This window comes from Amycolatopsis benzoatilytica AK 16/65, assembly GCF_000383915.1.
Classification (GTDB): domain Bacteria; phylum Actinomycetota; class Actinomycetes; order Mycobacteriales; family Pseudonocardiaceae; genus Amycolatopsis; species Amycolatopsis benzoatilytica.
The window spans coordinates 1031105-1051150 of record NZ_KB912942.1 but is presented as its reverse complement, the minus strand read 5'-3'; the positions used below and the strand labels follow the sequence as shown (position 1 = coordinate 1051150).

General features: G+C 70.3%; 20 protein-coding genes. 8 read left to right on the top strand and 12 right to left on the bottom strand.

Going from position 1 to position 20046, the window contains the following annotated elements; genetic code table 11:
* The first annotated feature begins 15 nt into the window (after positions 1-15).
* Positions 16-552, top strand: coding sequence for a hypothetical protein (locus AMYBE_RS0104910; RefSeq protein WP_154676119.1), 537 nt, complete (start codon positions 16-18; stop codon positions 550-552).
* A gap of 7 nt (positions 553-559) precedes the next feature.
* Here the strand turns inward: AMYBE_RS0104910 and AMYBE_RS0104905 are convergent, their stop codons facing one another.
* Entirely contained in the window at positions 560-1444 is an 885-nt protein-coding gene (locus AMYBE_RS0104905; RefSeq protein ID WP_027927384.1) for a MurR/RpiR family transcriptional regulator, read from the bottom strand.
* 173 nt (positions 1445-1617) lie between these two features.
* Here AMYBE_RS0104905 and AMYBE_RS0104900 point away from each other — a divergent pair, with 173 nt between their 5' ends.
* The 4 genes from AMYBE_RS0104900 to AMYBE_RS0104885 all read left to right on the top strand — a co-directional run bounded on the left by AMYBE_RS0104900 (position 1618) and on the right by AMYBE_RS0104885 (position 5386).
* On the top strand, positions 1618-2997 hold the full coding sequence (locus tag AMYBE_RS0104900; protein ID WP_020658226.1) for an MFS transporter: 1380 nt from the start codon (positions 1618-1620) through the stop codon (positions 2995-2997).
* The gene (locus AMYBE_RS0104895) at positions 2994-3458 is read left to right on the top strand and encodes a GAF domain-containing protein (protein WP_020658225.1); all 465 of its coding nucleotides are present in this window, start codon (positions 2994-2996) and stop codon (positions 3456-3458) included. The genes AMYBE_RS0104900 and AMYBE_RS0104895 overlap by 4 nt, the downstream gene beginning before the upstream one ends.
* Entirely contained in the window at positions 3455-4663 is a 1209-nt protein-coding gene (locus AMYBE_RS0104890; protein WP_020658224.1) for a metal-dependent hydrolase family protein, read from the top strand. The genes AMYBE_RS0104895 and AMYBE_RS0104890 overlap by 4 nt, the downstream gene beginning before the upstream one ends.
* Before the next feature lie 114 nt (positions 4664-4777).
* Complete coding sequence (locus AMYBE_RS0104885; RefSeq protein WP_020658223.1) at positions 4778-5386, top strand: TetR/AcrR family transcriptional regulator; 609 nt, start codon at positions 4778-4780, stop codon at positions 5384-5386.
* Here the strand turns inward: AMYBE_RS0104885 and AMYBE_RS0104880 are convergent.
* The gene (locus tag AMYBE_RS0104880) at positions 5379-6293 is read right to left on the bottom strand and encodes an NADP-dependent oxidoreductase (protein ID WP_020658222.1); all 915 of its coding nucleotides are present in this window, start codon (positions 6291-6293) and stop codon (positions 5379-5381) included. The two genes, AMYBE_RS0104885 and AMYBE_RS0104880, sit on opposite strands and share 8 nt — an antisense overlap.
* Before the next feature lie 88 nt (positions 6294-6381).
* Between AMYBE_RS0104880 and AMYBE_RS0104875 the strand changes: the two genes are divergently transcribed.
* Positions 6382-6960 carry a TetR/AcrR family transcriptional regulator gene (locus AMYBE_RS0104875; RefSeq protein WP_020658221.1) on the top strand — a complete coding sequence of 193 codons (579 nt, stop codon included), beginning with the start codon at positions 6382-6384 and terminating at the stop codon, positions 6958-6960.
* A gap of 4 nt (positions 6961-6964) precedes the next feature.
* Here AMYBE_RS0104875 and AMYBE_RS45390 read toward each other — a convergent pair whose 3' ends face one another.
* Complete coding sequence (locus AMYBE_RS45390; RefSeq protein WP_027927383.1) at positions 6965-7924, bottom strand: helix-turn-helix transcriptional regulator; 960 nt, start codon at positions 7922-7924, stop codon at positions 6965-6967.
* 90 nt (positions 7925-8014) lie between these two features.
* Here AMYBE_RS45390 and AMYBE_RS0104865 point away from each other — a divergent pair, with 90 nt between their 5' ends.
* Both AMYBE_RS0104865 and AMYBE_RS0104860 read left to right on the top strand, forming a co-directional pair.
* Entirely contained in the window at positions 8015-8473 is a 459-nt protein-coding gene (locus AMYBE_RS0104865) for a nucleoside deaminase (protein ID WP_020658219.1), read from the top strand.
* A gap of 456 nt (positions 8474-8929) precedes the next feature.
* Positions 8930-9901: a chitinase gene (locus tag AMYBE_RS0104860; RefSeq protein ID WP_020658218.1), complete on the top strand. Its 972-nt coding sequence runs from the start codon at positions 8930-8932 to the stop codon at positions 9899-9901.
* Positions 9902-10001: 100 nt separating this feature from the next.
* On the opposite strand, the gene AMYBE_RS0104855 is transcribed toward AMYBE_RS0104860, so the two are convergent.
* From AMYBE_RS0104855 to AMYBE_RS0104815, 9 genes are all read right to left on the bottom strand, one after another.
* Positions 10002-10226, bottom strand: a complete 225-nt coding sequence (locus AMYBE_RS0104855) for a hypothetical protein (protein ID WP_154676464.1) — start codon at positions 10224-10226, stop codon at positions 10002-10004.
* 148 nt (positions 10227-10374) lie between these two features.
* The gene (locus AMYBE_RS0104850) at positions 10375-10980 is read right to left on the bottom strand and encodes a TetR/AcrR family transcriptional regulator (protein WP_020658216.1); all 606 of its coding nucleotides are present in this window, start codon (positions 10978-10980) and stop codon (positions 10375-10377) included.
* 194 nt (positions 10981-11174) lie between these two features.
* On the bottom strand, positions 11175-12341 hold the full coding sequence (locus tag AMYBE_RS0104845; RefSeq protein WP_020658215.1) for an acyl-CoA dehydrogenase family protein: 1167 nt from the start codon (positions 12339-12341) through the stop codon (positions 11175-11177).
* Positions 12338-14290 carry an acetyl/propionyl/methylcrotonyl-CoA carboxylase subunit alpha gene (locus AMYBE_RS0104840; RefSeq protein WP_020658214.1) on the bottom strand — a complete coding sequence of 651 codons (1953 nt, stop codon included), beginning with the start codon at positions 14288-14290 and terminating at the stop codon, positions 12338-12340. The genes AMYBE_RS0104845 and AMYBE_RS0104840 overlap by 4 nt, the downstream gene beginning before the upstream one ends.
* Before the next feature lie 5 nt (positions 14291-14295).
* Complete coding sequence (locus AMYBE_RS0104835; RefSeq protein WP_027927381.1) at positions 14296-15897, bottom strand: acyl-CoA carboxylase subunit beta; 1602 nt, start codon at positions 15895-15897, stop codon at positions 14296-14298.
* Entirely contained in the window at positions 15894-17087 is a 1194-nt protein-coding gene (locus tag AMYBE_RS0104830; protein WP_051124625.1) for an acyl-CoA dehydrogenase family protein, read from the bottom strand. The genes AMYBE_RS0104835 and AMYBE_RS0104830 overlap by 4 nt, the downstream gene beginning before the upstream one ends.
* The gene (locus tag AMYBE_RS0104825; protein ID WP_020658211.1) at positions 17042-18739 is read right to left on the bottom strand and encodes an acyclic terpene utilization AtuA family protein; all 1698 of its coding nucleotides are present in this window, start codon (positions 18737-18739) and stop codon (positions 17042-17044) included. Before AMYBE_RS0104825 ends, AMYBE_RS0104830 begins: the two co-directional genes overlap by 46 nt.
* The gene (locus AMYBE_RS0104820) at positions 18736-19527 is read right to left on the bottom strand and encodes a TIGR03084 family metal-binding protein (RefSeq protein WP_020658210.1); all 792 of its coding nucleotides are present in this window, start codon (positions 19525-19527) and stop codon (positions 18736-18738) included. The genes AMYBE_RS0104825 and AMYBE_RS0104820 overlap by 4 nt, the downstream gene beginning before the upstream one ends.
* A gap of 193 nt (positions 19528-19720) precedes the next feature.
* On the bottom strand, positions 19721-19984 hold the full coding sequence (locus AMYBE_RS0104815) for a VOC family protein (protein ID WP_063710035.1): 264 nt from the start codon (positions 19982-19984) through the stop codon (positions 19721-19723).
* Positions 19985-20046 lie beyond the last annotated feature (62 nt).

The window sequence follows — 20046 nt, the reverse complement described above, 5'->3', positions numbered from 1 at the left end:
GTCGGGATCTCTGCCGTGTCCGCGACAATCTTGACCGGCTGCGCGAACGCGGCCGATCCCGACACTGAGCTGTCCTCGGTGACAGTGGTCGACGGACGACTCGCGTTCAGCCTGCAGATCGACCAGCCGGGGGTCGGCATCGAGACGGTGCGCGCCACCGGCGACACCTCGCCCTGTCCGCAAGTGCGCTACTCGCTGCGCAACGAAACCTCGATCGAGGCGGTCGCGAGCAACTGCACCATCCCGCCCAACGCGAACAGGCAGATCGGCAACGGCCGGCACGGCATCTACCGGACCGTCGAAGACGTCGCGCATCCGATCGGGCTCGTCCAGCAGCAGACCAAGCTCGGCCCGGCCGCGGTGTTCTCGCAGGAGTATTACGAGTGCACCAACAGCTGCAAGCGGTGGAACGAGCCGATCGCGATCGTCACGTTGAGCAAGCCAGCGAAGGCGGAATACCCGACGCTCGTCGTCCGGCTCGGACGGTCCGACGCGTCGATGGAGGATCTGACGAAACTGATCGGCGGGCTGGCGAGCGCGTCCGCGCAGTGACCGGCGCTCAGCCGCGCCGCGGCTGACGATGCATCAGCCCGAAGCGGGACCATTGCGCCTCGGCTGCCTCGATCGACGCGCGGGTCCGCTCGGGGTCGAGGGCGGACAGATGCGCGACGATGGCCTGCGCGACCGCCAATCCCGGTACCAGGGAAGGGAAAAACGCGACTCCTTCGGCCGGGATGAGCACGACCTGCTCGGCGGCCGCGGCAAGCGCCGGGCTGGCCGCGTCGGTAAGCACGAACACCCGGGCGCCGCGGCTGTGCGCCTCCTCGGCGGCGGTCACCGTGCTCTGATACAGCCGCCAGAAGCTGATCGCGACCAGCACGTCGCCGGGTTCGATCCGCGACAGGTGGTTGGCCAGGTCGGCGTCGTCGCGCACCACGGTGGCGTCGTAGCCGGCGAGCCGCACGTTGTGCCCCAACGCAGAACCGACCGCGACATAGCTGCCGTTGGCGACGACCAGCGTTCGCCGGGTGTGCGCGATCGCGTCGGCGATCACCCGGATCTGGGTTTCGTCCAGCCGGCGGGCCAGCAGGGCCAGCGATTCCAGGTCCCGGCCCAGCGACGCGGTGCCCAGGTCGCCGTCGGTGCGCTGCGCGGCGGCGACGTCCGGGGCACTGAGCGAAGACAGGTAGCGCGCCCGCAGTTCGTGCTGCAGGTCGGACCAGCCGCGGAAGCCGAGGGCCTGCGCGGTCCGGCTGACCGTCGCGACGTTGACGCCGGCCAGGTCGGCAGCCTCGGCAGCCGAACTGTAGGAGGCCCGCCGGGGCTGCGTCAGCAGTACTTCGAGCACGGAAGCGCCTTTGGTCCGCAGTCCCCTTTCGGGCACCCGGCCCCGGAGCCACGATTCGAACCCGTCGGGGTCCCCGGCCGCACTGGTCGTGGACATCGCGTTCCTCTCGTCGGCCGTCGCGGCGCTGACCTGCGCGGGTGCCTGCGCCACCGCGCGTCCACATCGTGTCACGGCTGATCAACATGCAACAGACATTGCAGAATCGACAAAATGCAGTATATCTTGCCTACCACTTCGTTCGGTGCTACGACTCCCCCTGGAGGCACCTCGTGTCCCTGCTAGCCCGACTGGACCGGCTTCCGCTGAGCCGGCCGCACTACTTCTTGCTGTTGATCGGCGGCCTCGGCTACACCTTCGACGGACTGGACTCCGCCGTGGTGGCCTTCCTGCTGCCGAGCGTGCACCACGAATGGGGCCTGACCAACGCCCAGCTCGGCCTGATCGGTTCGGCGGCCCCGTTCGGCTTCCTCTTCGGCGCCACCTGCGCCGGCCTGCTCGGAGACCGGATCGGCCGGCGCCAGGTGATGATGTGGGCGCTGGCCGTCTACGCCGTGTTCTCCATCGTCGCGGCAGCGGCCCCGGGGTACGAGGTCTTCCTCGCCGCCCGGGTGCTGGCCGGTTTCGGCGCGGGCGCGGAGAGCGCGATCATCGCGCCCTACCTTTCCGAGTTCGTTCCAGCGGCCCGACGCGGGTGGTTCGTCGGCGCGCTGGCCGGGTTCTTCTCCTTCGGCTTCGTCGGCGCGGCGCTGCTCGGCAACTTCGTGGTGCAGCCGCTGCCCGACGGCTGGCGCTGGGCGCAGGTGGTCACCGCCGTGCCGATCGTGATGCTGCTGTGGTGGCGGCGGGCATTGCCGGAATCCCCGCGGTACCTGCTCGCCAACGGCCGGACCGCGGAAGCCGAACAGGTCGTGCTCGACCTCGAGCGCAAGGTGCAAGCAGCGACCCGTGCCCCCTTGCCACCGATCCCGGAGACCACAGTGGACACTCCGGCGGCGGCGCGCAAGATCGGCTTGTTCTCCGCGCTGCGGTTCCTGTGGAGCGGACGGATGGCCCGGCGCACCGCGATCACCTGGCTGATCTGGTTCGTGATCACCTTCTCCTACTACGGTTTCTTCACCTGGATCCCGACCCTGCTGGTGCAGCGCGGCATCACCGTCACGAAGAGTTTCGAGTTCTCGCTCATCATCTACGTCGCGCAGGTGCCGGGGTACTTCTCGGCGGCATGGCTGGGCGAGATCCTCGACCGCAAGAACACCATCGCGCTCTACCTCGCCGGGGCCGCGGGCAGTGCCTTCTGGATGTCGCAGATGACGGACCCGGCCACGATCACGACCGCGGCCGCGGTCCTCTCCTTCTTCCTCAACGGCACCTACGCGGCGGTCTACTCCTACACCCCGGAGGTGTTCCCGACCTGGATCCGCGCGTCCGGGACCGGTCTGTCCAGCGCGTTCGGCCGGGTCGGCAGCATCATCGCGCCGTCGGTTATCGGCGTCTTCGCCGCGTCGCTCGGCTTCGCCGGCGTGTTCGGCATGACGACCGCAGTGCTCGCCGTCGGCGTGGTCGCCACGCTGGTCTTCGGCCTGTCCACGGCCGGCCGCTCGCTGGAAGACCTTACGGAAACCGTCGCCAGCAAGACGGTCGCCGAATGAAACTGTCCACTGTGGAGCAACAGGTCCGGCGCGAAATCGGGTTCCGGCTCTTCACCGTCCTCGCCTGGCTGCCCGGCCGGCAGGTGCTGCACCGGGCGCACAGCAACCTGCCCGAGCAGTACCCGGTCGGCGGGGAGAAATCGTCCGCCGACGTCTCCGCGGAGTGGCTGGATCGCTGCATCCGAGGGCAAGAACCCTTCTTCGGGCCCGACCCCGCTTCGGTCCGCGAGGTCTTCGCCGACCACTCGCTCATCGCCGAACTCGGCTGCGGTTCGGTGATCAACGTGCCAGTCGTCGCCGAGGACGGCACCGTTCTGGGCGCACTCGCGGTGCTCGACGCCGAGCAGGCTTACCGGCCCGCCGACGTCCAGCGGGCCGCGAAGCTCGCGACGGCGGCTGTTCCCGCGCTGGCCGAACTGGTCCAGCGCCTCGACAACACCCAGGAGGAACCGAAACCGTGACCGCTCTGCTGCTGCGTTCCGGGAAGCTGCTCGACGTCGAAACCGGCGACTGCACCGAAGGCGACCTGCTCTGCGCCGACGGCCGCATCGCCGAGGTCGGCCCCGCGCTCTCCGCGCCCGCCGACACGCGGATCGTCGAGCTGGCCGGAGCCACCGTCCTGCCCGGACTGATCGACGCGCATGTGCATGTCACCGCGGCCACCGCCGACCTGGGCGCGTTGCCGTCCTGGTCGCCGTCCTACGCCACCGCGCACGCGGCACGGATCATGGGGCAGATGCTCGACCGCGGATTCACCACCGTCCGCGACGCCTCCGGCGCCGACTTCGGATTGGCCGACGCGCAGGCCGAAGGACTCATCCGCGGCCCGCGACTGGCCTTCTGCGGCAAGGCGCTGAGCCAGACCGGCGGGCACGGCGACTCCCGTCCGCGCGGCACTCAAGTGCGAGACGCGCACCAGTGCTGCGCGGGGCTGGGCCGGATCGCCGACGGCGTCGACGCGGTGCGCGCCGCCGCCCGCGACGAACTCCGCAAAGGCGCGCACCACCTCAAGGTGATGGCCGGCGGCGGCGTCGCGTCGCCGACCGACCGGATCGACTCGACCCAGTACTCCGCCGAGGAACTGCGCGCCATCGTCGAGGAAGCCGACGCCGCCAACCGCTACGTCGCCGCGCACGCCTACACCGCACGCGCGGTCAGCCGCGCACTGCACGCCGGGATCCGCTCGATCGAGCACGGCAACCTGATCGACGAGTCGAATGTGCCGGAGTTTCTGGAGCGCGACGCGTTTCTGGTGCCGACCCTGGTCACCTACTGGGCGTTGAAAACCGAAGGCCGCGAGTTCGGGCTGCCGGAAAGCAGCTGGCGCAAGGTGGACGAGGTGCTGACCGCCGGGCTGGCGGCGCTGGAAACCGCGCACCGCGGCGGCGTGAAGATCGCCTACGGCACCGATCTTCTCGGCGGCATGCACCGGCATCAGAACGAGGAATTCCGGATCCGCGGTCAGGTCCAGGCCCCGCTGGACGTGATCCGTTCGGCGACGAGCGTCGCCGCCGAACTGCTCGGCATGGCGGGCGAAATCGGCACGCTGCGCGTCGGCGCCCACGCCGACCTGGTCGTCGTCGACGGCGATCCGGTCGCCGACCTCGCCGTGCTCGCCGACCCGGCCCGCGTCCGGCACGTCGTCCAGTCCGGCGTCCTGCGGTGAACGACCCGCTTCGGCGGGCCGCCGGTCGTCCGGTCCAGCGCTGAGCGAGCGCTTACACTGGTCCGGACGACGGACCGGACCACCGGCCGGCGCGGACTGGAGGAGGATCGCCGGATGACCACGCTCTCGGCCGACCTGTGGCCCGACGTGCAGCCCGAAACCGCGCGCCGCCTCATGCTGGCCGGGGTGGAGTCGTTCGCCGAGCGCGGCTACCACGCCACCACCACGCGCGACATCGCCAGCGCGGCCGGGATGAGCCCGGCCGCGCTGTACGTGCACTTCCCTTCCAAGGCCGCGCTGCTTTTCGCGATCAGCCGCAACGGCCACGAACAGACGCTCGGCCTGGTCGAGGACGTCCTCGCCCGCGAGACCGACCCGGCGGCGCGGATGCGGATGCTCGTCGAGGATTTCGTCTCCTGGCACGCGCGGCGCCACACCGTCGCCCGAGTGGTGCAGTACGAGCTGAACGCCTTGCCGGAGAAGGAATACCAGGTCGTCGCCGAACTGCGGCGGCAGATCGAGAAGCGGGTGCGCGAGGTGATCGCGGAGGGCGTGGAGTCCGGCGCGTTCTCGGTGTCCGACATCGGGATCGCCGCCCGCGCGGTGCTGTCGCTGGGCGTCGACGTGGCCCGCTGGTACAGCGAGCGGAGTCGGCAGACGCCCGCTGAGCTGGGCAAAGAGTACGGCGAACTGGTCTTGCGGATGCTCGGCGCGGTCAGCTGATCCGCAGCACCAGCTTGCCGCGTGCCTGCCGCGACTGGCTCAGCTCCAGCGCGGCCCGCCACGCTTCCATCGGGAACACCCGGGACACCGGGACGGAAAACCGTCCGGCGGCGGCGAGTTCCGCGAACTCGCCGAGCATGCGGTAACTAGGCCGCACGCCCTCGCCGACGAGGGTGCGCACCCCGGGTTCGGGCGAACTGAGGCCGAGGGTCACGACGTGCGCGGGTTCGTCGACCGCGCGCACGAGTTCGGGCAAAGCCTCGCTGAACGGGGCGGTGTCCAGCACGAGATCGACCGGACCACCGGCCAGTTCCCTTACCCGGTCCGCGATTCCGGCGCGGTAGCTGGTGACCTTCGCGCCCGCCTCGCGCAGTGCGTCCGCGTGTGTCTCGCCCGCGGTGACGATCACCCGCGCGCCTCGCATGATCGCGATCTGCGCGGCGGCGAATCCGGTAGTCGTGCCCGCGCCGTGGACGAGCACCGTCTTCCCGTGGATCTCGCCCAGCGCGTCCGTCGCCGAGTACGCAGTCCCGACCGCCATCGGCAACGCGGCGGCGTGGTCCGGAGAAAGCCCGTCCGGCACCGGGAACCACTGGTCCAGCACCGCCTGCTCGGACGCGCCGGCGGACGAGCCGGTGAACGGCGCGGGGCCGAAAACCAGCTCCCCGACGCTGGTGCCGGTGACGCCTTCGCCGACCGCGTCGACCGTGCCGGCCACCTCCAGCCCGATTCCGCGCGGCAGGTCGCCGGGGAACAAACCCTCGCACAACGCCCAGTCCGCCGGGTTCAGCCCGCAGGACCGGACCGCGATGCGGATCTGGCCGGAGCCGGGGGCCGGTGCCGGCGCGTCGTCGATCCGCAGGACGTCGGCCGCGGGACCGTGTTCGGAAAATCGAAGGGTGCGCATCCGCTCTCCTCTTTCAGTGACGACAGAAGCTGTCGTCACTGACGCTACCAGAGTGATGACAGCATCTGCTGTCGCTATACTCGGAGCCATGGCACGGTGGGAGGGCAACACCCGGGGCCGGCTCGAGCAGGCCGCCTTGGAACTGTTCGAGGAGCAGGGCTACGACCGGACGACGGTGGCGCAGATCGCGCAGCGCGCGAACCTCACCGAGCGCTCGTTCTACCGGTGGTTCTCGGACAAACGCGAGGTGCTGTTCGGCGGCAGCCAGGAACTGGAGGCGGAGTTCGTCTCCGGCATCGAAGCCGCTGCGCCGGACGCGGGCGCGTTGCCGACCCTGCTCGCCGCTTTCGCGACCGCGCCGCGGGTGTTTCGGCCGCGTGAGTTCCTGGTCCGCCGCGCCGCGGTCATCGCGGCCAATCCCCCGCTGCACGAACGCGAACTGATCAAGCTGGTTTCGATCTCCCAGTCGCTCACCGAAGCGCTGCTGCGCCGCGGCGTCGACCCCGACACCGCCCGGATGGCAACCGACCTCGGGTTGTCCGTGCTGCGACTGGCGACCGAACGGTGGATGGCCGCGCCGCATCCGGACCCGAAGGGCTTTCCGGAGGCGCTTTCCGTCGCGGCGGCGGAGCTGCTGGCGGTCGCCTCGGACGGCCTCTCGGCGTAGCGGGTCAGCGCCCGGCCGCCCGCGCGAACCGGTCCGCGATCCGCCCCAGCTTCTCCGCCAGCTCCGGCGGCGCGTCCTCCACCTCGAAGTCGAAGTCCCAGTGCGCCAAGTAGAACGGCAGATAGTCGAACTGCTTCGCCCCGGTCCGCACCCGGCAGGAGTGCGCGTCGATCGGCTCCACCACCGCCGAGGTGGGCGAAACCCGCGCGGCCAGCACCTCGGCCGAGACGAACACCCGCAGCGTCACGATATGCGGGTACGGCGCGGTAGCGATCCGGCTGGACACGTAGGCCGCCAGGTCTTCGGCCGGCGGTTCCCTTGGCGTGAAACGGAAACCCGGCAGCGGCGGGCCGTCGATCCGGTCCAGCCGGAAGGTGCGCCAGTCGGCGCGGCCGAGGTCCCAGGCCACCAGATACCAGCGCCAGCCGGTGTGCACGAGCCGCAGCGGCTCGACGTCTCGTTCGGCGACCTCGCCGGCGTGCGTGCCGTAGGTGAACCGCAGGCGCTCGTGGTCCCGGCAGGCGGCGGCGACCACGGTCAGCACTTCGGCGTCGACCACCGGGCCGCGTCCGGGCATCCGGACCAGCGCCGAATCCATCGCCCGCACCCGGTGCCGCAGCCGCGCGGGCAGCACCTGCTCCAGCTTCGCCAACGCGCGCACGGAGGTTTCCTCGATGCCGGACACCGTGCCGTTCGCCGCCGTGCGCAGGCCGACCGCTACCGCGACCGCCTCGTCGTCTTCCAGCAGCAGCGGCGGCAGGGCGGCACCGGAACCCAGCCGGTAGCCGCCTGCCGCACCCGGAGTGGCGTGCACCGGATAACCGAGCTGCCGCAAGCGTTCGACATCGCGGCGGATCGTCCGGACGTCCACGCCCAGCCGGCCCGCGAGATCCGGACCCGGCCAGTCGCGGCGCGCCTGCAGCAGGGACAACAGGCGCAGCAGCCGTTCCGAGGTTCCGTACATGCCGGTCACTCTGCCAGAGTTCGCGGACAGTTTTAGTCCTCAATCGGCCAGGACTTGCCGCTCCCCGCCGAAACCGGCGAGAGTGGCCGCATGTTCGACGAGCTGCTCGCGATCGCCCGCGAAGAGGCCGAAGCCGGAAAGGCCGAGGGCGGCGTGCCGATCGGCGCTGCCCTGTTCGACCGCGACGGCACCCTTCTCGGCCGCGGCCACAACCGCCGCGTCCAGGACGGGGACCCGTCGCTGCACGCCGAAACCGCCGCGTTCCGCGCCGCCGGCCGCCGCCCGCACTACCGCGACACGATCATGGTCACCACGCTGTCGCCGTGCTGGTACTGCAGCGGGCTGGTCCGCCAGTTCGGCATCCCGCACGTGGTGATCGGCGAGTCCCGCACCTTCACCGGCGGGCACGAGTGGCTGGCCGAGCACGGAGTCCGCGTCGACTTGCTGGACGACCCGGCGTGCGTCGCGCTGATGACCGAGTTCATCGAGCGGGAGCCGGCGCTGTGGTTCGAGGACATCGGCGTCCCCCGTTCTGCAGGAGAGCGGTGAGGACGCGCTCGGCCGGACGCTGACCGCGTCCGCGCGAGAATCTCCTTCGGCGCGCACCGCCCGGCGGCGCAGAGGTCGCGGCGGGGAGCGAGCCGTTCGCCCGCCCCCGGCGAACGGCCAGTGATGCCTGGGCGGCCAGTGTGCCAGCCTGTCCGTGAAGGGCCCCTTCAGGGATTTGGATTCCCTCAAGGGGCCCTTCACGGACAGCCCAGCGGACCGTTCGGCGCGCGCCACCTGAGACACGCTTTAAGAAGCCAGCCCGCGGCACCGAGTCCCACTCACCGGGACGCCGGATCGTCCGGTGACCTCGGCTCCCGCAGTGAGTGTTTTTCTGTCCTCCGTCATTCCTTGACACTTCTCAATGGTCTAGTCCATTGTGACTGCGCACACACTCCACCGAGTGCCTGCGGGGCGCACCGCGTGCCGCCGGGTGCGCGTCCCCCTGTTGGAGGATCCATGAATCCCTTGCGCCGCAGTGTTTCCCGCCGAAAGTTCGCGGGCCGGATCGGCGTGCTGGCGCTCGCCGCGGGAGCCGCGCTGAGCGGCTTGGCCGGAACCGCGTCGGCGGCGGAGGATCCGGTCGTCGCCTCGCCGTATCTGTACCAGTGGGGCGGGCAGACCGATCCGGCCGCCGCGATGAGCGCGACCGGCGTCAAGTCGTTCACGCTCGCGTTCATGCTTTCCGGCGGCGGCTGCACGCCCGCCTGGGACGGCAACCGCCCGCTCGACGGGACGGACGCCGCGATGATCCAGAAGATCCGCGCGGGCGGCGGCGACGTGATCCCGTCGTTCGGCGGCTGGCAGGGCAACAAGCTCGGCCCGGCGTGTTCGACGCCAGAGGAGCTGGCCGGCGCGTACCAGAAGGTGATCGACGCCTACCAGCTCAAGGCGATCGACCTGGACATCGAGAACACCGACGAGTTCGAGAACGCGACCGTGCAGGACCGGATCCTGAACGCGGTCAAGATCGCCAAGCAGAAGAACCCGGGCCTGCGGGTGGTGATCACGATGGGCACCACGCCGCAGGGCCCGAACGACTGGGGCAAGCGGCTGATCACCCAGGCGAAAGCACTGGGCGCGGACGTCGACGTCTGGTCGGTGATGCCGTTCGATTTCTCCGACGGCGGCGACATGGCGGCCATGACGAAGTCCGCGGTGGACGGCCTCGCCGCGCAGCTCAAGTCGACGTTCGGCTGGGACGACGCGACGGCCTACCACCGCAGCGGGCTGTCCTCGATGAACGGCAAAACCGACCGCGCCGGGGAGACTGTCTCGGTCGCGGACTTCACCGCGATCCGCGACTATGCCGCGAGCCACCACCTCGGCCGGCTCACGTTCTGGGCGACCAACCGGGACTGCGGCGGCTGCAGCGGGATCGACCAGGAGAACTACGCGTTCACGAAGGTCGTCGCCGGGTACACCGGCTGACCGCGCCGGACAACAGCACGGGGGCCTTCTCCGCGGGGGAGGCCCCCGTTTCCACACCCGTCACACAACGTGGACACAGGTGCGGCCAGAAGAGTGAAGATCAGGCAGCGGCCGTGATCGACAGGGCGGCCACCCCGGCCTCGGTGAGCTCGGCCGGAACGCGTCCGGCGGACGTCGTGCCGAGCCCCGGGCGGACGTAGCCGCCGTGGGCGAGCGCGTGCGCGGTCATCTGGTCGCAGCAGGCGAAACCATCGACGAACAGGTCAGGCTCACAGCTCGTGGACATTTCCGCACGCTGCTGGGCGACTGCCTTGAGCATCGCCATCGCGCGATGCGTCAACTCGACCGACGCGCCTTCTGAACCGGACACCAGGATCGCCTTCTTCCTCGTAACGCTACTTACTCAACGTCATCGCCCATTGGGCCGAATGTGTTAACAACCACACTGTAGCGGTTTGGGAATGAGATGGTGTCTAGACCTGTTCGGTTCCCGCCAGGCGAGACTCGAGCGTCCGAGCCCACTCGCGCACGATCTGCTCGCGGCGGCGGGTGTCGTCAGTGAGGAGGTTGGCCAGCCCGAGCCCCCGGCCGAGGTCGAGGGTCGCCTGGACCAGCTCACGGACCCCCGGCTGGGCCTCGTCCACGCCGAGCAGTTCGACCGCCACCCGGTGTGCCTCGCGGCCGACCCGCGCTTCCAGCGGGACGAGCACGCCCCTCAACTGGTCGTCGGTCGACGCGACGGCCCACAGCTGCAACGCGGCACGGAACATCGGGCCGGTGTAGAGCGTCAGCAGCATCTCGACGACCCACTCGATCCGGGACGCGCCGCCCGGCGACCCCTCTGCCCGGCTGCGCAACTCGTCCAGCTGCGCCTCGCCGAGCAACTCGACCGCCGCGGCGACCAGTGACTCCCGGGTCGGGAAGTGGTGCTGAGCGGCCCCGCGCGACACCCCGGCCCGCTCCGCGATCACGGCGACGGTGACGCCATGCCACCCGCGCTCGCCGATGCAGTCCATCGCGGCTTCGATCAACCGCCGCCGGGTGGTGCGGCTTCGTTCTTGTTGCGGTTCGCGCAGCATCAGGCAGCTCCCGCCCGGGGTGCGGGGTGCGCGGCGGCAGGGTTTCGGGGAAGCGCCGCCAGGGCCGAGCCAGCGGTCAGCACGGTCCGCGACCGGGCCTTGCGCCGACCGTCCGACGGCCCGTCCTCATTCTGGCCAGGCCGCTCCGCCCGGACCTCCGCCCTCGTCATGACACTCAGCGTTCCCCACTGGACTCAGTACGACTTCGGCAGCCCAAGGCTGTGCTGCCCCACGAAATTCAGCACCATCTCGCGGCTCACCGGCGCGATCCGGCCCAGTCGCACCGCCGTCACGAGCGTTCCGAGACCGTACTCGGTCGCCAGCCCGTTCCCGCCGTGCGTCTGCACCGCCTGGTCGACCGCGTGGATAGCGGCCTCCGCAGCGGCGTACTTCGCCATGTTCGCCGACTCGCCGGACGCGAAATCGTCCCCGGCGTCGTACAGCGACGCAGCCTTCTGCGTCATCAGTTTCGCCAGCTCAAGCTCGATCTTCACCTGTGCGAGCGGGTGCGCGAGCCCCTGGTGCGAGCCGATCGGCGCGCCCCACACCTGCCGGGTGTTGGCGTAGCCGACGGCCTTGTCGAGGGCGTACCGCGCGGTGCCCAGCGAGAACGCCGCGCCCATGATCCGTTCCGGGTTCAGGCCGGCGAACAGCTGTGCGATGGCCGCGTCCTCTTCGCCGACCAGGGCTTCCGCGGGCAGCCGCACGTCGTCCAGGAACAGCGAGAACTGGTTCTCCGGAGCGACGATGTCCATGTCGATCTTGCGGTACTCGAACCCGGGCGCGTCGGTCGGCACCACGTACAGGGCCGGCTTCAGCCGTCCGGTCTTCGCGTCCTCGGTGCGGCCCACGACGAGCACCGCGTCCGCCTCGTCGACGCCCGAGATGTACACCTTGCGGCCGGACAGGACCCAATCGTCGCCGTCGCGGCGGGCGGTCGTGGTGATCCGGTGCGAGTTCGAGCCGGCGTCCGGTTCGGTGATCGCGAAGACGATCTTCTTGCTGCCGTCCGCCATCCCGGGCAGCCACTGCTTCTTCTGGTCCGGTGTGCCGAACCGCGACAGCACCGTCCCGACGATCGCCGGCGACACCACCATCAGCAGCAGCGGCGAACCGGCGGCCGCGAACTCTTCCAGCACCGCCGCGAGATCGGCGATGCCCGCACCGCCGCCGCCGTACTCCTCCGGCAGGTTCACGCCCAGGTAGCCGAGCTGGCCGGCCTCGTGCCACAGCTCTTCGGTCTTCTCGCCCGCCCGGGCTTTCTTCGCGTAGTAGTCGTGCCCGTACTTGCCCGCCAGCTCCGCCGCGGCTTTCCGCAGCGCGACCCGCTCCTCGGGCTCGACGAAGTTCATCGCGTTCATTCGGTCTCTCCCACCACAGCCAGCACCGCGCCTACCTCGACCTGTTGCCCGACCTCGACCGGCAGTTCGGCGACCACGCCGTCCGCCGGGGCCGAAATCCGGTGTTCCATCTTCATCGCCTCCAGCCACAGCAACGGATCTCCCGCCCGCACGCTGTCCCCGGCGGTCACCGCGAGGCGAACGACGGTGCCGGGCATCGGCGCGACCAGCGAGCCCGCGGCGAGCGCCGAATCGGGGTCGGCGAAGCGCGGTTCCGCCGTCAGCGTCACGGCCCCCGCCGAAGAATCCACATAGGACACTGGGCCGGATCGGACGATGGCGAAGCTCCGGCGCACGCCGGAGACGTCCAAGACCACCTCGCCAGGGGCAGCGGAGACCAGCACGACGTCGTCGTAGCCCTCGGCATGCAGTACACCGCGAGTCAAGGAGTAGACGACCTCGTGGCGGTGCTCGCCCCGGACATACACCTTGCGCTGCCCAGCGGACCGCACGTTCCGCCATCCGCTCGGAATTCGTCCCAGTGCGGTGGCGGCCGAGCGATTCTCGGCGGCGTCGGCCAGTGCGGCCGCGAGCGCGGACCACCGTTCGGTGTCCACAGTGGCCAGCGGGGCCGCCAACGCGGACAGTCCGTGCCGGTCGAAGAACGCGGTGTCGGTCTCCCCGGCCAGGAAAGCCTCGTGCCGGAGAATCCGCACCAGCAGGTCGCGGTTGGTCACCACCCCGTGGATCTTCGCCCCGGCCAGCGCGGCCGCGAGCCGGCGGGCGGCCTCGTCCCGGGTCGGGGCCCAGGAGATGACCTTCGCCAGCATCGGGTCGTAGTGGACGCCGATGACCGAACCGGACTCCACCCCGGAGTCGAGCCGGAGCCCGGACCCGTGCGTGAACTCGCGGTCCACTCCGGGCACGTCGAAGGTGTGCAGCGTCCCGCTCTGCGGCTGCCAGCCCGCCGACGGATCCTCGGCGTACAGCCGCACCTCGATCGAATGCCCGTTCGCGGCCGGCGGTTCCGCCGGCAGCCGCGCGCCCTGAACCACCGACAGCTGCAGCGCCACCAGGTCCAGCCCGGTGACGTTCTCGGTCACCGGATGCTCGACCTGCAGCCGCGTGTTCATCTCCAGGAAATAGAACCGGCCGTCCGGCCCGGCGAGGAACTCGACGGTGCCCGCGCCGACGTAGTCGATCGCCTGGGCGGCCTTGCGCGCCGCGTCGAACAGTTCGGCGCGCATCGCATCGTCCACAAAGGGCGATGGCGCTTCTTCGACCACCTTCTGGTGCCGGCGCTGGATGGAGCACTCCCGCTCGCCCACCGCCCAGACCGTGCCGTGCGCGTCGGCGAGCACCTGGACCTCGATGTGCCGCCCGGTTTCGAGATACCGCTCGCAGAACACCGTCGGATCGCCGAACGCCGATCCCGCTTCCGCGCGAGCGCTCTGCACGGCTTCAGCCAGCTCGCCCAGCTCGCGAACCACGCGCATGCCGCGCCCGCCACCGCCGGCCGAAGCCTTGACCAGCAACGGCAGGTCGGCCTCGGTCACCCCGGCCGGGTCCAATTCGGACAGCACCGGCACCCCGGCGGCCGCCATCAGCCGCTTCGACTCCACTTTGGAGCCCATGGTCTCGATCGCGGCGGGCGGCGGGCCGACCCAGGTCAGCCCGGCGTCGAGAACCGCGCGGGCGAACCCGGCATTTTCGGACAGGAAGCCGTAGCCGGGATGGACCGCGTCCGCGCCGGCGTCCGCGGCGGCTTTGACGATCAGCTCGCCCCGCAGATACGTCTCGCCCGGCGCGTTGCCGGGCAGCCGGACGGCGACGTCGGACTCCCGCACGTGCGGCGCGTCGGCGTCCGCGTCGGAAAACACCGCTACCGTGCCGATTCCGGCGTCCCGGCAGCTGCGGAACACCCGGCGCGCGATCTCGCCGCGATTGGCGACCAGCAGATTCTGGATCATGGCCCTCACATCCGGAAGACGCCGAAGCCGCCTTCGACGCCCTTCACTGGTCCGTTGTGGATCGCCGACAGGCTCATCCCGAGCACCGTGCGAGTGTCGCGCGGGTCGATGATGCCGTCGTCGTAAAGCATGCCGGAGAGGAACATCGGCATCGATTCCGCCTCGATCTGGTTTTCCACCATGGCGCGCATCGCGGCGTCGTTCTCCTCGCTGTACTCCTGGCCTCGGCTCGCCGCGGCGGCACGGGCCACAATGGACAGCACGCCGGCCAGCTGGGCCGGTCCCATCACCGCGGACTTCGCGCTCGGCCAGGCGAACAGGAACCGCGGATCGTAGGCCCGGCCGCACATCCCGTAGTGCCCGGCACCGTAGGACGCTCCCATCAGGACGGACAGGTGCGGCACCTTCGAGTTCGACACGGCGTTGATCATCAGCGCGCCGTGCTTGATGATGCCGCTTTGCTCGTATTCCTTGCCGACCATGTAGCCGGTCGTGTTGTGCAGGAAGACCAGCGGCGTGTCGATCTGGTTGGCCAGCTGGATGAACTGGGCGGCCTTCTGCGATTCCTCGCCGAACAGCACGCCCTGGGCGTTGGCCAGGATCCCGACCGGGTAGCCGTGGATGCTCGCCCAGCCGGTGACCAGGCTGGTCCCGTAGAGCGGCTTAAACTCGTCGAAGTCCGACCCGTCCACCACCCGGGCGATCACCTCGCGCGGGTCGAACGGGATCTTCAAGTCGGCCGGGACGATGCCGAGCAGGTCTTCGGCGTCGAACAGCGGCTCGGCGTAGTCCGGTTTGGCCGCCGGGCCCTGCTTGGTCCAGTTCAGCCGCTTGATGATGCTGCGGCCGAGCCGGATCGCGTCCTGCTCGTCGACGGCGAGGTAGTCGGCGAGCCCGGACGTGCGGGCGTGCATCTCCGCGCCGCCGAGCGATTCGTCGTCGGACTCCTCGCCGGTCGCCATTTTGACCAGCGGCGGTCCGCCGAGGAACACCTTGGCGCGTTCCTTGACCATCACCACGTAGTCGGACATGCCGGGCAGGTACGCGCCGCCGGCGGTCGAGTTTCCGAAGACCAGCGCGACGGTCGGCACCTTCGCCGCCGAAGACCTCGTGAGGTCACGAAAGATCCGCCCGCCCGGAATGAAGATCTCCTTCTGGGTGGGCAGATCCGCACCGCCGGATTCGACCAGGTTGATCACCGGCAGCCGGTTCTGCGCCGCGATGTCGGCCGCCCGGAAGGACTTCTTGGTGGTCCACGGGTTGCTCGCGCCGCCCTTGACGGTCGGGTCGCTGGCCGAGATCAGGCATTCGACGCCTTCCACGACTCCGATCCCGGTGATCACGCTCGCGCCGACCTTGTAGTCCGAGCCCCACGCGGCCAGCGGCGACAGTTCCAGGAACGGCGAATCCGCGTCCAGCAGCAGTTCGATCCGTTCGCGCGCCAGCAGCTTGCCGCGCTTGCGGTGCCGCTCGACGTACTTCTCCCCGCCGCCCGCGACCGCCTTGGCCTGTTCGGCGTCGATCTCGGCGAGCTTCTCGAGCATCGCCTCCCGGTTCGCGGCGAACTCGCCGGCCCGAGTGTCCACTGTGGACCTTATGGTGGTCATGCGGTGTATCCCAATCGCTTCGCGGCCAGTCCGGTGAGGATTTCGGTGGTGCCGCCGCCGATGCCGAGGATGCGGACGTCGCGGTAGTGCCGTTCCACTTCGGACTCGCGCATGTAACCGAGCCCGCCGTGCAGCTGCACGGCCTCGTTCACGACCCATTCGGCGGCCGCCACCGCGGTGTTCTTCGCGAAGCACGCCTCGGCGATCACTTCTTCGCCGGAGACGTGCCGGATCGCCGTCTGCCGGGCGTAGGTCCGGGCGACGTCGATCCGACAGGCCATATCGGTGAGCTTGTGCTGCACCAGCTGCCGGGAGATCAGCGGACGGCCGAACGTCTCGCGCATCCGGCACCAGTCCAGCGTCAGGTCCAATGCCCGCTGCGCGTGCGCGTACGCCTGCACTGCCAGGGAAAGCCGCTCGGTGACGAACTGCGTAGCCACTTGCGCGAATCCGCTGTTCTCCGCTCCCACCAGGTTCTCGACCGGAACCCGGACGTCCGCGTACGACAGTTCAGCGGTGTCCGAAGCAGCCCAGCCCATCTTCTCCAGCTTGCGCGACACGGTGAAGCCGGGAGTTCCACGCTCCACCACGATCAGCGACAGCCCGTGCGCACCCGCCTCGCCGGTGCGCACCACCGTGGTGACGAAGTCCGCGCGGCAGCCCGAGGTGATGAACGTTTTCGCGCCATTGACCACATATTCGTCGCCCTCGCGCACCGCGGTCGTGCGGATGCCCGCGACGTCCGATCCGCCGTCCGGCTCGGTGACCGCAAGGGAACCGATCTTCTCGCCCGCGAGCGTGGGCCGCACCCAGCGTTCGATCTGCGCCGGGTCGCCCGCCTCGACGAGGTGCGGCACCGCGATCCCGCAGGTGAACAGCGACGCGAACAACCCGCCGGAGCCGCCCGCGTAATGCATCTCCTCGGCCACTACGAGTGCGTCGAGGTAGTTGCCGTCGCCGCCGCCTGCGGACTCCGGGAACGCGACCCCGAGCAGCCCCAGCCGGCCGGCCTTGCGATGCAGGTCGCGCGGCAGCTCGCCAGCCCGCTCCCACTCGTCCAGGTGCGGCAGCACGTCCTTTTCGACGAACCGGCGCACCGTCGCGCGCAGTTCGGCGCGTTCCGGCGTGCGGAACGGATCCACGGTCACAGCAGCGCCTCCGGGATGTCGAGTTCGCGCGCCCGCAGCCATTCGCCGAGCGCTTTCGCCTGGGGATCGAACCGGGCCTGCGAAGCGACGCCGTCGCCGAGAATTCCCTCGACCACGAAGTTCATCGCCCACAGGTTCGGCAGCAGGTGCCGGGTGACCGGCATCCTCTCGGTTTCCGGCAGCAGCCGGCGGAACTCCGCTACGGTCAGCCGGTGGACCAGCCACCGCCACGCCTCTTCGGAACGCACCCATACGCCGAGATTCGCGTTGCCGCCCTTGTCCCCGCTCCGTGCGCCGGCGACCAGCCCGAGCGGTGCCCGGCGCACTTTCCCGGCGGACAACGGTTCCGGCAGTTCCGGCTCGTCCACTTCGGACAAAGCCAGGGTGTCCGCAGACGGGGCGATGTCCGCTTTGGTCCCGTCCGGCAGTACTGCGACGTGCGGCACCGCGCCCGCGTCCACATAGGCCGCCGAGTAGACCCCGAACGGCGCCGCGTCCGACGGCGGAGCGGTCACATGGAACCCCGGGTAGCTCGCCAGGGCCAGCTCGATCGCCGCCCCGCTGAACGCGCGTCCGGCGATCTTCGGGTCGTTGTCCTTCACCGCCACATGCAGCAAAGCGCTGGCGCGCTCCTCGGTGTCCGCGTCCCGGTGGTCGGTGCGCGCGAGCGTCCACCGGATCTCCGCCGGCGGCCGCTTCGCCAGCGCACCTTCCAGCTGCTGCTTGACCAGCGCGGCTTTCTCTTCGATGTCCAGTCCGGTGAGGACGAACGTCGTCTCGTTGCGGAACCCGCCCAGCCGGTTGAGGCAGACCTTCAGCGTCGACGGGGGCGCTTCCCCGCGCACCCCGCTGATCCGCACCCGGTCCGGCCCGGCATCGGACAGGGACAAGGTGTCGAACCGGGCCGTCACGTCGGGATTCGCATACCGGGCGCCGGTGATCTCGTAGAGCAGCTGCGCGGTGACGGTCCCGGTGCTGACCACTCCGCCGGTCCCCGGATGTTTCGTGATCACGCTGGACCCGTCCGCGTGGATCTCCGCGATCGGGAACCCGGGCACGCCGATCGGCTGCTCGCGGAAGAACGCGTAGTTCCCGCCGGTCGCCTGCGCGCCGCACTCGATCACGTGGCCGGCCGCGACCGCTCCGGCCAGCGCGTCGTAGTCGTCCCGCGCCCAGCCGAAATGCGCCGCCGCTGGTCCGACGATCACCGACGCGTCGGTCACCCGGCCGGTGACCACGACGTCCGCGCCCGCGTTCAGGCACTCGGCGATGCCCCAGGCACCGAGATAAGCGTTGGCGGTCAACGGGCTGTCGAAGCCGAATTCGTCGGCGCGCGCGATCAGATCGTCGCCCTCGACGTGCGCGACCCGGACGTCGAGACCGAGCTTTTCGACGAGCTCGCGCAACGCGCCGGCGAGCCCTGCCGGGTTGAGCCCGCCCGCGTTCGCGACGATCCGGACGCCCTTTTCCTTCGCCAGCCCCAGATTCTCCTCCATCTGGCGGAGGAACGTCTTGGCGTAGCCGCGCGCCGGGTCCTTCATCCGGTCGCGGCCGAGGATGAGCATGGTCAGCTCGGCGAGATAGTCGCCGGTGAGCACGTCCAGCGGGCCGCCGGTCAGCATTTCCCGCACGGCGGAGAACCGGTCGCCGTAGAAGCCGGACGCGTTCCCGACGCGCAGCGGCGCGCCGCTCACGCGAACTGCCCGGGTTTGCGACCGGCTCCCGGCGGACCGGCGAACGCCTGCGCGATCCCCAGCCACTCCTCGACCTCCGCGCCGGTGGCGACCAGGTCGGTGTCCGCCGGATGCCGCCGCTGGGTCGCGACCAGGCAGAAGTCGAGCGCGCTGCCGGTGAGCCGCTGCGCCGCGTCCTCCGGCCCGAACGCCCAGGTGCTGCCGTCCGGCGCGGTCAGCTCGACGCGGAATTCCTCGGCCGGCGGGGCCAGCGAGTTGAGCTTGTACGCGAAGTCGCGGGTCCGGGTGCCGAACCGGGCGATGTGCCACAGCCGTTCGGTGGGCTCGCGGGTGACGCCGAGCGCGTCGGCGATGTCCTGCCCGTGCGCCCAGGTCTCCATGATCCGTGCGGTCGCCATCGACGCGGCGCTCATCGGCGGGCCGTACCAGGGCAGCTTCTGCCCTTCCGGAACCTTGCTGAGCGCCTCGGCGAGCGCTTCGCGCCCGGTCCGCCATCGCGCCAGCAGCTCGGCCGGCGGCAGGGCAGCTCCCTCGTCGGCACCCGCGTCCACGTAGCTTTCGCCGACGCTCAACAGGTTCTCCACCTCGGCCGGCCAGTCTTCCGGACGGCTGGCGGAGATCAGCGCCTTGCCGTCGGTCCAGGCGAGATGCGCGACCTGATGCGCGATCGTCCACCCCTCGGCCGGAGTCGGCCGGGCCCACCCCTCGGCGGGCAGCCCGGCGACCAGGTCGTCGACCGCCTTCGATTCGGCCGCGAGATCCCGGAGAATCCCGGCGAGATCAGCCATTCCTGCGCCTCCCTGCGTCCGCCGCACCACCTCGTGCGGGTTCAGCGTGGACCCTGCGCCGGGAAAAATCAAGCGCGCATGATTGTTTTTCCTCTCGCCTCCACCCGGCCGGTCTCCCGGCCCCGGTGCGACGTCCGCGAAGGGCCCCCTGGGGGAATCTGAGTCCCTCAAGGAGTCCTTCACAGGCAGCAGATCAGCCGCGCGAGGTGTCGATCACGCAGAACCGGTTGCCGTCCGGATCGGCCAGCACCACGAAGTCCGGGTCCTCCGGGTGGTGCGGCCAGTCCACTCGTTGCGCCCCCAGCCCGACCAGCCGCTCGACCTCGGCCGCCTGGTCCGCGGCGTCCCCGGCGTACAGGTCCAGGTGCAGCCGCGGCACCTCCTGCACCGGCACCGAACTCCGCTGGAACGCCACTCCCGGCCCCGTTCGATCTGGAGGCAGCAGCCCCCTGAGCATGCCCGCCCCCAATGCCACATTGGGTGCGTCGGATGCACCCAATGTGGCATTCGGTGCGTCAG

Excerpts from the sequence above, each read along its gene's own strand:
- AMYBE_RS0104905 (WP_027927384.1), bottom strand. The coding sequence starts at position 1,444 with ATGTCCACGACCAGTGCGGCCGGGGACCCCGACGGGTTCGAATCGTGG.
- AMYBE_RS0104895 (WP_020658225.1), top strand. The coding sequence starts at position 2,994 with ATGAAACTGTCCACTGTGGAGCAACAGGTCCGGCGCGAAATCGGGTTC.
- AMYBE_RS0104885 (WP_020658223.1), top strand. The coding sequence starts at position 4,778 with ATGACCACGCTCTCGGCCGACCTGTGGCCCGACGTGCAGCCCGAAACC.
- AMYBE_RS0104880 (WP_020658222.1), bottom strand. The coding sequence starts at position 6,293 with ATGCGCACCCTTCGATTTTCCGAACACGGTCCCGCGGCCGACGTCCTG.
- AMYBE_RS0104875 (WP_020658221.1), top strand. The coding sequence starts at position 6,382 with ATGGCACGGTGGGAGGGCAACACCCGGGGCCGGCTCGAGCAGGCCGCC.
- AMYBE_RS45390 (WP_027927383.1), bottom strand. The coding sequence starts at position 7,924 with ATGTACGGAACCTCGGAACGGCTGCTGCGCCTGTTGTCCCTGCTGCAG.
- AMYBE_RS0104865 (WP_020658219.1), top strand. The coding sequence starts at position 8,015 with ATGTTCGACGAGCTGCTCGCGATCGCCCGCGAAGAGGCCGAAGCCGGA.
- AMYBE_RS0104860 (WP_020658218.1), top strand. The coding sequence starts at position 8,930 with ATGAATCCCTTGCGCCGCAGTGTTTCCCGCCGAAAGTTCGCGGGCCGG.
- AMYBE_RS0104855 (WP_154676464.1), bottom strand. The coding sequence starts at position 10,226 with ATGGCGATGCTCAAGGCAGTCGCCCAGCAGCGTGCGGAAATGTCCACG.
- AMYBE_RS0104850 (WP_020658216.1), bottom strand. The coding sequence starts at position 10,980 with ATGCTGCGCGAACCGCAACAAGAACGAAGCCGCACCACCCGGCGGCGG.
- AMYBE_RS0104845 (WP_020658215.1), bottom strand. The coding sequence starts at position 12,341 with ATGAACGCGATGAACTTCGTCGAGCCCGAGGAGCGGGTCGCGCTGCGG.
- AMYBE_RS0104840 (WP_020658214.1), bottom strand. The coding sequence starts at position 14,290 with ATGATCCAGAATCTGCTGGTCGCCAATCGCGGCGAGATCGCGCGCCGG.
- AMYBE_RS0104835 (WP_027927381.1), bottom strand. The coding sequence starts at position 15,897 with ATGACCACCATAAGGTCCACAGTGGACACTCGGGCCGGCGAGTTCGCC.
- AMYBE_RS0104830 (WP_051124625.1), bottom strand. The coding sequence starts at position 17,087 with ATGGCTGCGGGCGCGCGAACTCGACATCCCGGAGGCGCTGCTGTGACC.
- AMYBE_RS0104820 (WP_020658210.1), bottom strand. The coding sequence starts at position 19,527 with ATGGCTGATCTCGCCGGGATTCTCCGGGATCTCGCGGCCGAATCGAAG.
- AMYBE_RS0104815 (WP_063710035.1), bottom strand. The coding sequence starts at position 19,984 with ATGCTCAGGGGGCTGCTGCCTCCAGATCGAACGGGGCCGGGAGTGGCG.